The following is a 10858-nucleotide window of genomic DNA, read 5'->3' as shown; positions in this document are numbered from 1 at the left end:
GTACGAGAGGACCGGAGTGGACGAACCTCTGGTGTACCGGTTATGACGCCAGTCGTATTGCCGGGTAGCTAAGTTCGGAAGAGATAACCGCTGAAAGCATCTAAGCGGGAAACTTGCCTCAAGATGAGACTTCCCTGAGGGTATAACCCTCCTAAAGGTTCGTTCGAGACCAGGACGTTGATAGGTCGGATGTGGAAGCGCAGTAATGTGTTAAGCTAACCGATACTAATTGACCGTGAGGCTTGATCCTATAATCACAGATATCTGTGTGAATTTACCTAATATTTACTTCTTCTTGGTAGTTAAAGTCACCGACTCAGCTTTGTTTGGCGGCTATAGCGTCTTGGACCCACCCCTTCCCATCTCGAACAGGGACGTGAAACGAGACTGCGCCGATGATAGTGTGGATTACCCATGCGAAAGTAGGTCACCGCCAGACTCCCTTCATCAAAAAACCCCTATCAAGGGGTTTTTTGTTGTCTACGATCTACTGATTTCCCCCTTCATTCTTTATTTCTTTCTCGCTTAAATTGATCCGTCAGGTTGACAGTTTCATGAGCGAGCAGTTATCTTTCATAAAGATTGATATTAGGAGGAATTAGCATGACTATAAATACACAACGAAGACAACTTATTCAAAGTCTCTCACTGTTACCTGCCGCTTCTCTGTTAGGGTTTAGCCCCTGGGCTAAGGCGGCGACAGAATTAAGAATTTCTCATCAATTCCCTGGCGGCACCTTAACGTCTGGGGATTTTAGAGATCGTTTATGTCGTCAGTTTGCTGTTGAATTGGACAAACAAAGTCACGGCGCACTCAAAGCAGTGGTTTATGCTAATTCTTCTTTAATGAAAACCAAAGCACAGTTTGCTGCTATGCGTAGAGCTGCGCTTGATATGGCTTTGATCCCCTTGGACTACGCCGGGGGTGAAGTTCCAGAAACCAATATTGGACTCATGCCAGGCATTATCACCTCCTATAAAAAAGGCGTTGAATTCAAAACCTCTGAAGCGGGCAAGATGCTCTATGACGTGCTAGAGAGTAAAGGGATTTTATTAGTGAGTTGGGTGTGGCAGGCAGGTGGTGTGGCGAGCCGTAATAAAGCCATCATAGATCCCAATGACGCCAAAGGATTGAAGGTTCGTGGTGGAAGCCGTGGTATGGAGCTGATTTTAAGGGAAGCCGGTGCCTCCGTGATGAGTATTCCCTCCAACGAAATTTATGCTTCCATGCAAACGGGTGCTTTGGATGCCGCAATGACTTCTAGCACCAGCTTAATGTCTTTTCGTTTGGAAGAAGTGGCCAAAGAACTCACCACTGGCCGCGATAAAACCTATTGGTTTATGTTTGAACCCTTAATGATTTCTCGTGATGTGTTTAATCGTCTTGGTAAACCTGAACAAGACTTGATCATGACAGTTGGGGCGCAGATGGAGAACTTTGCTCTCACAGCCTGCAAGGCAGATGATCAGAAAGTGGCTGAGGTGTACATGAAATCAGGTGGCCATGCCCATGACATGAACCAAGCAATTGTGGGTCGTTGGCAGGAAATCGCCAAGCGCACCGCCTGGCAGGACTTTGCCAATCGCAGTCCCTCTTGCGCTAAGCTACTTAAAGCCGCGGAAAAACTAGTGTGAGTCACGGTCAAGATAACCCCACCCACCCCTACGTTCCCTTGGGTGTGCTGCAGCACCCCGAGGGGGGTGTACTGCGCCTCTTCTCTCAGGCTCTGTCAGTCATTCATCAGCTCTTCTCTTGGCTATCTATGCTAGCCTTGTTGGCGGCCTGTTTGGTGTTAACTTCCAGTGTGGTATTGAGATACTTTCTTAAAATTCCCACTGACTGGCAAGATGAAACCTCTATCTTTTTGTTGGTTGGCGCCATTTTTATTTCCTCAGGAGCGGTCCAAGCGCAGCGTGGTCATGTGGCCATAGAAGCCGTGATTGGCTTGCTCTCGCCCCGTATTAATCGTTTACGCGGAAAGGTGTGTGATCTAATTTCCTTTACTTTTATTGCTTTTTTTACCTGGAAAACCATTGAACTATTACTGGACGCTTACCAGCAAGGCATGACGACTTCATCCATTTGGGCTCCTCCCCTATGGATTCCCTACGGATTAATGAGTATTGGTATGGTGTTATTAACTCTGCAGTTATTGCTGCAACTGTTAACACCGGGCAGCAAACTACGGGGAGTTCGTCAATGAGTGTTGAATGGATAGGTATTCTCTATGGGGTGGCTACCTTATGTGTGATGTTGCTCGGTGTCCCCATTGCCTTTGCTCTGGGTTCTGTGGCCTTAACCTTTATGTTAATTTTTATGCCGCATTCCTCCTTGGATACCGTCTCGCAGAATGTGTATGATGAAATGTCGAGTATTACTTTGTTATCTATCCCTTTATTTATTTTAAAAGGATCGGCTATTGGTAAATCTCGTGCGGGAGCGGATTTGTATTCGGCTATCCATGCTTGGTTAGGACGGGTTCCTGGGGGGCTCGGTATTGCTAATATTCTCGCCTGCGCTCTCTTTGCCGCCATGGCGGGATCAAGCCCTGCCACCTGTTCTGCCATTGGCAGCGCAGGGATTCCTGAAATGCGTGCCCGGGGCTATTCATCGCGTTTTGCTGCGGGAGTCATTGCCGCTGGCGGGACCCTGGGCATATTGTTACCTCCTTCCATTACCATGATCTTATATTCCGTGGCCGCTGAGGTATCCCTAGGCCGATTGTTTTTAGGGGCTCTGGGTCCCGGTTTACTATTGGTTATTTTATTTTCTGGTTACGCCGCCTGGAATTACAAAAAGGAGTATCGCGAAGCCTTGCACATCTACCAGTCGGGTGGCGTGAAATCTGCGTACCTTGATAATCAGGTGCTCACCTTAAAACAAAAAACAGCCATGCTGCCACGCGTTTTGCCCTTTGTGATTTTATTAATCGGGGTCATGATTGCTCTGTATGGAGGTTACGCTACGCCTTCAGAGACCGCCGGTCTCGGTGGTTTGTTAGCATTAGTGTTGGTGTTTATTATTTATCGTATTTGGCGGCCACGGGACTTTGCCCCCATTTTGGGAGCCACCTTAAAAGAGTCTAGTATGTTGATGATGATTGTGGGCATGTCCTTACTCTATTCTTACGTGATGAGTTATTTGCAAATTAGTCAATCAGCGGCTGAGTGGGTGGTGGGGCTGCATTTATCTAAATGGTTGCTGTTAATTGCCATTCTTTTGTTTGTTGTTGTGTTAGGGTTTTTCTTGCCCCCCGTCTCCATTATTCTCATGACAGCTCCCATTATTTTGCCACCCCTAAAAGCCGCAGGTTTTGATTTGATTTGGTTTGGGGTAATGATGACAGTGGTGATGGAAATGGGACTGATTCATCCTCCCGTGGGGCTTAACTTGTTTGTGATTAAAAGCGTGGCGCCTGATATTCCATTAAAAGAGGTGGTATGGGGCGTGGTCCCCTTTATTATCTTGATGGTGTTATCCTTGATATTGCTGTCGCTTTTTCCTGCCATCGTATCCGCTATTCCCAATGCTGCATTGGGTTTAGCGAGCACTTGAGTCAGAGTAACTCGCTATGTGGGAAACACAAGTCAAAAAAAGAGAACAGCGTTTATCTCGCCTGCAACCCTTCTTGCAAGGCAAATGGGTGGCAGCCGCAGCCGTCACTGAGGTGTTAGAGACTCTCTGCGAAGCAGGAGATCGAATTTGTCTGGAGGGGAATAATCAAAAGCAAGCTGACTTTCTGGCTGAGGCCTTAAGTCGTTGTCGTCCTGAGCGTGTGCACGATTTACATGTGGTACAGTCAGTTTTGGCGCTGCCAAGCCACATTGCTTTGTTTGAAAAGGGGATAGCCAAAAAAGTAGATTTCTCCTTTTCTGGGCCACAATCCCATCAATTGGCTCGTCTCGTCAGTAGTAAAAAAATTGAAATTGGGGCTATTCACACCTACCTCGAATTGTTCGGCAGATATTTTATCGACCTAACTCCTCACATTTGTCTTGTGGCGGCGGTTAGTGCTGATCGCGAGGGAAACCTCTATTTAGGCCCCAATACGGAAGATACGCCAGTTATTATTGAGGCCACTGCCTTTAAAAGTGGCATTGTTATTGTCCAGGTGGATGAGAGGGTGGATAAAGTCCCCCGTGTAGACATTCCCGCAGATTGGGTGGATATGTGTGTTGTCGCCCCACAACCCAGTTATATAGAACCCTTGTTTACCCGTGATCCACAGCATATCACCGAACTTCAAGTTCTGATGGCGATGATGGCTATCAAGGGTATTTATGCTCCCTATCAAGTGCAACGTTTAAATCATGGTATTGGTTTTGATACGGCAGCCATTGAGTTATTGCTACCCACCTATGCTGAGCAACTCGGTTTGCGGGGTCAGATTTGTCAACACTGGGCCCTCAATCCCCATCCAACGCTTATTCCTGCCATTGAAGCGGGGTTTGTGAAGAGTGTACATAGTTTTGGCTCTGAAGTGGGCATGGAACAGTATATTGCTGCCCGTCCGGATATCTTTTTTACCGGCCGTGATGGTTCCATGCGGTCTAATCGTGCCTTTTCTCAAACGGCGGGGCTTTATGGCTGTGATCTCTTTATCGGATCCACCCTACAGTTAGATTTAATGGGCAACAGTTCCACGGCGACCCTAGGGCGAATCACGGGATTTGGGGGAGCGCCCAATATGGGCTCTGATGCCAGGGGCCGGCGTCACGCGAGTCACGCTTGGTTAATGGCCGGGCGACAAAAGGCGGGAGAACAAGCTCTTTTGCGTGGCCAAAAGTTAGTGGTACAGATGTTTGAGACTTGGCAGGCGCCAGGCCAACCCACCATTGTGGAGCGTTTGGATGCCTGGCAACTGATGGATGATATGGGGATGGCCTTGCCACCCATTATGATCTACGGCGATGATGTCACTCATGTGATCACCGAGGAAGGGATCGCTAATTTATTATTAACCCGCGGCCTTGAGGAGCGTGAGCAGGCAATTCGTGCTGTAGCAGGGTATACCCCAGCTGGCATGAAAAGAGATCGGCGAATCGTGGAAAACTTACGCGATCGGGGTATCGTTCAACGTCCAGAAGACTTGGGTGTTAATGTGACTGAGGCCAATCGTGATTGGCTGGCCGCAAGATCTATTAAGGATTTAGTGATGGCTTCGCACGGTTTGTATCACCCCCCTAAACGTTTTAGAAATTGGTGATTTTATGGAAAACATTCAACTCACTTGTTCATCACAGGCCCACCCGCCCGCCTTGGCGGAGTCTGTGCTCTGTGGCGTGGTGTCCTCGGGTAACCTTGAAATTCTGGTCTATTGCCATGAAGACCAAAGTGCTACCCATTTTAATGTTCACACCGCAGCCCATGGTTTTACAGACATCTGGCATGCAGTCCTGCAGGATTTCGCACAGCGCCACAGGGTGGGCGGCTTGGCCTTTGATGTGAACGATGCAGGAGCCACTCCCGCGGTGGTCAGTTTACGTCTGGATCAAGCCTTCCACAACTGGTGTCAATCGCAATGACTCAGAGACCACGCAGTTACCGTGAGGCCTCTGCCCGTCAACGAATACTCCATTTGTGTGATAGGCACAGCTTTCATGAGTGGGTGGGCCCCTTAGAGCGGCTCACCAGTCCTCATTTACACGCTTTAGATGCCCCCCTCGCCTTTGATGATGGCGTCGTGGTGGGCCATGCACTCCTAGCGGGTAAGACAGTGGTCATAATCGCCCAAGAGGGATTATTCAATGGCGGAGCCGTGGGCGAAGTCCATGGCGCTAAGATTCGTGGTGCTTTGCTAAGAGCAGTTGAGGAACGGGTGGATTATGTGATCTTGGCGGTGGACTCCGGTGGCGTACGCTTACATGAGGCAAACGCTGGACTCATTGCTATTTCAGAGATCATGCGTGCCTTGTTCGCCGTGCAGGAGGCCAATATTCCCGTGTTAGCCCTGGTGGGCGGCAGTTGCGGTGCCTTTGGTGGCATGGGTATTGTTACTCGCCTGTGCGATGTGGTGATTATGTCTGAGGAGGGTCGCATGGGGCTCTCTGGTCCTGAGGTTATTGAAACGGTAAAAGGCATCGATGAGTTTGACGCCAAGGATCGTGCCTTGGTATGGCGCGTGACAGGAGGCAAAGTTCGTCGAACGTTGAATGAGGCGCAAATTCTGGTTGAGGATACCTTCCCAGCTTTTCGTGAGGCGCTAGAGCGGCTCCTAGACGCCGGCGTGAAGCCCAGGGGTTTTTCTATGGCGACCTTACAAGAACAACAATCTAAGTTGTTAGAGCGCACACAATTGGATCCTGCTATTCGTGAAGGGGCTCAACTGTGGCGCGTCCTCGGCATGGAAGGGGACGTTCCTTTGTTGAGTGTGGCAGAGTTTAATCAACGTTTAAAGGGAATTGATCATGAGTCATGAGTTAATAGCCCTATGGCAGCGGTTGTTTCCGCTGGGTTACGCTATTCAAGTCACCGGGGACACTTTGTGTGGCAGCGCCAACACGACCCTAGGCCCCGTGCATGTGCTTGGGACCACCAACCATGTGGCCGTGAACTCAAGGATTGCCCTAACCCTCGCTCAACAGGTGATGGACTGTATGCTGCAGGATGAAGAGACTCATCAACCAAGACCCATCATCATGATAGCCGACACTCAGGGACAAGAATTATCGCGGCGCGAGGAATTACTCGGTTTAAACGGTTACTTTGCCCACCTCGCCCGCTGTGTAGAAGCGGCTCGCTTGCGAGGTCATCGTCTTGTGACGCTGATTCATGGTGAGGCGGTTTCCGGTGGCTTTTTGGCTTTTGGCTTACTGGCCGATGCCATTGTGGCACTGCCTCAGGTGGAGGTGCGGGTTATGGATTTGAGAGCCATGGCGCGTATTACCCGCATTGATTACACGCGTTTAACAGAACTCGCTCAAGACTCGCCTGTTTTTGCTCCCGGCCCGGAGAATTATTGGCGGATGGGGGGCATCCATGAACTATGGACCCAGGAGGACAATTGGGCCGAGCGTTTGGTGGCGCAATGTGGGGGTGACTCCCAAGATACTCGAGCGGCCTTAGGGTTGGAGAGAAAAGGGCGCTTACTGGCTTTCTCCGTTGCACAGCGAGTTCTTCATGCTACCCCTGCCACTCCAAAGGCATGACCTGGTTTTTTTCATGGCGCTAGATGAGTCTTGCGCGGTCAAGCCTGCTCATCAACGGCCTTTTGTTGAGCTCTGGCAACAATCGGGGTATCCCTTTTGGTTAACGCGAGAGAGTAACGCAACGCACTGCCAGGTGGGCATCACTCACTACACCGAGACAAGCAAAGAGCGCATAAAGGTGAGTATCCCTTGGCAGGCATTAAAGCATTATCAAGCCCCGCCAAGGTTGGAGGAAGTGCTCACTAAAGCCCCCGCCTCATGGCATTCCCTGTTGCAAGCCATCGTGAGTCTCGCCGAACCCTACGGGGTCACGGTGCGTGTCTACGGGGCATTGGTGATGGCAGCTTGGTTGGGGGGAGGACAATTACGTCCTGACAGTGATGTGGATCTGTTATTCATTCCCACTCAAGGTACCCAGTTAAAGACCTTTTTGGTAGAACTGGAGCGCTTAACTTTGCGCTTGCCCAACCCCCGGGTGGATGGCGAAGTGCGCTGGTTAAATCAAGATGTTCCTTGGCGAGAGTATCTCAAAGAGGATAATCAACCCTGCTTAATCAAAAGCGTCGAGGAAGTGAAATGGGTGGCGCGCAAGGATTTGTCTCAGGCTCTCAAGCAAGAGAGGCTGTTCTTGTCACAAATTGCCATCCAGGCTTTATATGACGAATTAATGCTCTACCCTAAACCTGGTCTTGTCAGCCCCCTTGATAAGGGCTCACACAGCGATATGGATGTACCACTTTTGTGGCGCAGTATACAGAGCTTACGCCATTATTTTTTAAAGATGGTGAGTCTGGGACAACAGCAGGTTTCCTTTGAGCGATTGCGGCAAGAGGGCGTACGCGCTGAAAAACACATGTTGACCATTACAGGTGGGGTCAATACCTACCGTGGCGCCATATTTCATTTGGGCTTGTTATTGGCCGCCAGGGCCTCTCAACCCATCACCTCGGCGAGCAATATCTGCGCACGAATTTTAGATTTATGGGGCGATGAATTAGCCCAACATCAACGTCTCGTTCGGCAGCGGCCGAGTCACGGACAGCTTGTCTACCAGCGCTGGAAAAGGCCCGGTGCACTAGAAATGGCTTTGTCCGGATATCAGCTGATTGTGCGTGAGGTATTGCCCTTTTATCAACACCAACGAATCACTGAATCCCCCAGTCATGCTCGCTCAGCAACGCTATTATTGTTAATGGCCGAGGTGGATGATTCCACGCTCCTGTGGCGCGGCGGCGAGCAGGCCTTACTTGAGGTACAACAAGAGGCGCGCCATATCTTGGCCATGGGAAGCCTTGCGCAACCCCCTGTATGGGCAAGATATGTCGCTTTTCATTATCAACTGGTGGGCAAAGGATTGAGCCCTGGTGGCAGTGCTGATTTATTGTCTTTTACCCTAGCCCTCGATCGCTATGCCGCTCCCCCTCCCGCCATGGCTCCTCGCTCCCCCTTACTGACACCGCACCGTGTATGCGCCTAGCCATTATTTTTAGCGGTCAAGGAGCTCAGCAAATGAAGCATTATCATGAGCTCTCTCAAGCTATTGCAACACAGCACTGGCCTCAGAGTGTCAAGTTGATGCTGACAGACAAGGTGGTGGATGAGGCTAAACTCGCCCACAATCAGTTTGCCCAACCTCTGATTACTGCGTTGCAGTTAGTGCGTTGGCAAAGGCTCTCCTCACAACTTGCCCACTCTCCTATTTTAATTGCCGGTTATTCCGCCGGCGAGAGTGCTTCTTATGCGGCCGCAGGCGTATGGAGTGAGGAGGATGCCCTCGCTATTAGCCTCGTGCGATCGCGATTGATGGATCAGGCGATCGCCTCGCTTGGACCCTGTGCACTGGCCTATATTGAAGAGGGACAAACCCCTGGCATGGTGGATGTGTTAGCGCAGCATGGGGTGTTTGGGGCCATTACCCTCGCCCATGGTGGCTTGATTGTGGGCGGTGAAACTAAGGGGTTACTGGCGGTAGCGTCACATTGCACTCAGCATCACATGAATTGGCGTTGGTTACCCATTAGCGTTCCTTCCCACACGCCACTCATGCATGGGGTAGAACAACCTTTATTGGATTATTTAGCTACCCTGAAGCTCAGCGCTCCCCTTTATCCACTTCTGGCTGGGGGAGTGTCAGCGGTGGTGAGTTCAGTCACTGAACTTAAAAAAGCTTTCGCTTACCAAACCTGTCATCTGCTTGATTGGCATCACTGCTTGTCGGTGATCAGAGAGTATCGGCCCCAGGTTGTGCTTGAAATAGGCCCGGGTAACGCTCTGGCTAGCATGGTGCGTGAGCTTGATGTGGGGATTATGGCGCGCTCTTTAGATGAGTTTCACAGCGATGGAGCGGTGATGGATTGGTTGGGGCGGTGGTGTTGAGGCCATGGAACCTATTTCAGTTTTAATCGGTGTGGTGCTGTTGGGGGTGTATACGGGAGCGCAGAATTTTATGGCGGGAGGAGGGACTTTTATTATCTTCCCGGTGCTCTTATTAATCGGCCTTGATCCGGTTACGGCAAGCATGACCGCGGCCATGGGACTCTTTCCGAATCAGTTAAGCTCCGCTCATGTTAGCCGAACCCTCGCCACGGGCATTAATACCCTCTCGTTGAAAAAATTGATTGTAGTGAGTTTACTGGCGGGATGCACGGGTTCTATTTTGTTAAGTATTACGCCCTCAAGAGTATTTAGTCATTTGGTCCCCTGGTTGACCTTATTGGCGACATTGATATTCGCCTGGGGATCCTTTGTGACCCAGAGCGCTGTGGCGGATGGGCTTAAGGGCGGAGGGGGAGAGGCTAGGCAACATACCGACAGGCGCTTACTGATAGCGCAAATTGTCATTGCCCTGTATGGGGGCTATTTTGCTGCTGGCATAGGTTTTTTAATGCTGGCCGCCTTAACCATGAGTGGTCTTGAGACGAGACGGGCTATTGCCACGAAAAATGTATTGGTTGTGGCTATTACCTCCATGTCTTTTGTGATCTATGCCCTCTCCGCACGGGTCAACTGGCCAATAGCCATAGCCTTGGCCTTGGGCGCATTGGCAGGATCCTGGTTAGGAGCCTGGCTGATTCAACACATTGCTAACCGTTGGCTTAAAATCTATGTGGTAGGGGTCGGGCTACTCTTAACTATTTGGTTGTTTTTGCGTTAAGGCCAAGCACTAAGGGTAGTAACTGGCTTGTGCAAAGGCTACCCCTTGACTATCCTTCGCTGATAGGGTGGGCGCTTCATCAATGGGCCAAAGGATATTGAGGGTGGGGTCATTCCACCGAATGCAGCGCTCATCCTCAGGATGCCAATAATCCGTGGTTTTATATAAAAACTGCGCCCGTTCACTGAGTGTAACAAAACCATGGGCGAACCCCTTTGGAATCCATAACATGTGTTTGTTGGTAGCCGATAGTCTAACTCCCACCCAGCGCCCAAAGGTGGGGGAGTGCTCTCTTAAGTCCACCGCCACATCAAAGACTTCCCCTTCAATGACCCGCACCAGTTTGCCCTGGGCGAATTGCTGTTGATAGTGGAGTCCTCGTAAAACGCCACGCACAGAGGCGGAGTGATTGTCTTGTACAAAACTGTCATGAACCCCCGTTAAACGTTCAAACTCTCGTTGGTTAAAACTTTCAAAGAAGAACCCCCGGTCATCGCCGAATACTTTGGGTTCAATTAATAAGACATCAGCTAACAGGGTAGGGGTAATGATCAT

General features: G+C 50.2%; 11 protein-coding genes and 2 rRNA genes. 12 read left to right on the top strand and 1 reads right to left on the bottom strand.

The annotated features are described in order from the left end of the window. The 12 genes from FERRO_RS09850 to FERRO_RS09795 form a co-directional block, all read left to right on the top strand. Positions 1-250, top strand: a 23S ribosomal RNA gene (locus FERRO_RS09850); the annotation flags it as partial. A 75-nt stretch (positions 251-325) separates the two neighbouring features. Next, positions 326-439: ribosomal RNA gene (gene rrf / locus FERRO_RS09845) — 5S ribosomal RNA — on the top strand. 164 nt (positions 440-603) lie between these two features. Further along, positions 604-1635: a TRAP transporter substrate-binding protein DctP gene (gene dctP, locus FERRO_RS09840; protein ID WP_152975755.1), complete on the top strand. Its 1032-nt coding sequence runs from the start codon at positions 604-606 to the stop codon at positions 1633-1635. Continuing rightward, complete coding sequence (locus FERRO_RS09835) at positions 1632-2204, top strand: TRAP transporter small permease (protein WP_056930718.1); 573 nt, start codon at positions 1632-1634, stop codon at positions 2202-2204. Before dctP ends, FERRO_RS09835 begins: the two co-directional genes overlap by 4 nt. Then, positions 2201-3556 carry a TRAP transporter large permease gene (locus FERRO_RS09830; RefSeq protein ID WP_056930717.1) on the top strand — a complete coding sequence of 452 codons (1356 nt, stop codon included), beginning with the start codon at positions 2201-2203 and terminating at the stop codon, positions 3554-3556. The genes FERRO_RS09835 and FERRO_RS09830 overlap by 4 nt, the downstream gene beginning before the upstream one ends. Positions 3557-3572: 16 nt before the next feature. Next, positions 3573-5207 carry a malonate decarboxylase subunit alpha gene (gene mdcA, locus FERRO_RS09825; protein ID WP_056930716.1) on the top strand — a complete coding sequence of 545 codons (1635 nt, stop codon included), beginning with the start codon at positions 3573-3575 and terminating at the stop codon, positions 5205-5207. Between the two features lie 4 nt (positions 5208-5211). Further along, the gene (gene mdcC / locus FERRO_RS09820; RefSeq protein WP_056930715.1) at positions 5212-5526 is read left to right on the top strand and encodes a malonate decarboxylase acyl carrier protein; all 315 of its coding nucleotides are present in this window, start codon (positions 5212-5214) and stop codon (positions 5524-5526) included. After that, on the top strand, positions 5523-6419 hold the full coding sequence (locus FERRO_RS09815) for a biotin-independent malonate decarboxylase subunit beta (protein ID WP_056930714.1): 897 nt from the start codon (positions 5523-5525) through the stop codon (positions 6417-6419). The genes mdcC and FERRO_RS09815 overlap by 4 nt, the downstream gene beginning before the upstream one ends. Beyond that, entirely contained in the window at positions 6409-7149 is a 741-nt protein-coding gene (locus FERRO_RS09810; RefSeq protein WP_056930713.1) for a biotin-independent malonate decarboxylase subunit gamma, read from the top strand. The genes FERRO_RS09815 and FERRO_RS09810 overlap by 11 nt, the downstream gene beginning before the upstream one ends. 13 nt (positions 7150-7162) lie before the next feature. Beyond that, complete coding sequence (locus FERRO_RS09805) at positions 7163-8626, top strand: phosphoribosyl-dephospho-CoA transferase MdcG domain-containing protein (protein WP_056930712.1); 1464 nt, start codon at positions 7163-7165, stop codon at positions 8624-8626. Continuing rightward, entirely contained in the window at positions 8617-9525 is a 909-nt protein-coding gene (locus FERRO_RS09800; RefSeq protein WP_056930711.1) for an acyltransferase domain-containing protein, read from the top strand. Before FERRO_RS09805 ends, FERRO_RS09800 begins: the two co-directional genes overlap by 10 nt. A gap of 4 nt (positions 9526-9529) precedes the next feature. Then, positions 9530-10303: a sulfite exporter TauE/SafE family protein gene (locus FERRO_RS09795; RefSeq protein WP_056930710.1), complete on the top strand. Its 774-nt coding sequence runs from the start codon at positions 9530-9532 to the stop codon at positions 10301-10303. A gap of 9 nt (positions 10304-10312) precedes the next feature. Here the strand turns inward: FERRO_RS09795 and rfbC are convergent, their stop codons facing one another. Next, a complete protein-coding gene (gene rfbC, locus FERRO_RS09790) occupies positions 10313-10858 on the bottom strand; it encodes a dTDP-4-dehydrorhamnose 3,5-epimerase (RefSeq protein WP_056930709.1) in 546 nt (181 codons plus the stop codon).

Source organism: Ferrovum sp. JA12 (genome assembly GCF_001431705.1).
Taxonomy (GTDB): domain Bacteria; phylum Pseudomonadota; class Gammaproteobacteria; order Burkholderiales; family Ferrovaceae; genus PN-J185.
Note: the sequence above shows the minus strand (reverse complement) of the source record. Positions and strands in the feature narration are given on the sequence as shown.

What these genes read in the sequence shown, in the direction of transcription:
- dctP (WP_152975755.1), top strand. Translation starts at nt 604, where the DNA reads ATGACTATAAATACACAACGAAGACAACTTATTCAAAGTCTCTCACTG.
- FERRO_RS09830 (WP_056930717.1), top strand. Translation starts at nt 2,201, where the DNA reads ATGAGTGTTGAATGGATAGGTATTCTCTATGGGGTGGCTACCTTATGT.
- mdcA (WP_056930716.1), top strand. Translation starts at nt 3,573, where the DNA reads ATGTGGGAAACACAAGTCAAAAAAAGAGAACAGCGTTTATCTCGCCTG.
- mdcC (WP_056930715.1), top strand. Translation starts at nt 5,212, where the DNA reads ATGGAAAACATTCAACTCACTTGTTCATCACAGGCCCACCCGCCCGCC.
- FERRO_RS09815 (WP_056930714.1), top strand. Translation starts at nt 5,523, where the DNA reads ATGACTCAGAGACCACGCAGTTACCGTGAGGCCTCTGCCCGTCAACGA.
- FERRO_RS09810 (WP_056930713.1), top strand. Translation starts at nt 6,409, where the DNA reads ATGAGTCATGAGTTAATAGCCCTATGGCAGCGGTTGTTTCCGCTGGGT.
- FERRO_RS09805 (WP_056930712.1), top strand. Translation starts at nt 7,163, where the DNA reads ATGGCGCTAGATGAGTCTTGCGCGGTCAAGCCTGCTCATCAACGGCCT.
- FERRO_RS09800 (WP_056930711.1), top strand. Translation starts at nt 8,617, where the DNA reads ATGCGCCTAGCCATTATTTTTAGCGGTCAAGGAGCTCAGCAAATGAAG.
- FERRO_RS09795 (WP_056930710.1), top strand. Translation starts at nt 9,530, where the DNA reads ATGGAACCTATTTCAGTTTTAATCGGTGTGGTGCTGTTGGGGGTGTAT.
- rfbC (WP_056930709.1), bottom strand. Translation starts at nt 10,858, where the DNA reads ATGATCATTACCCCTACCCTGTTAGCTGATGTCTTATTAATTGAACCC.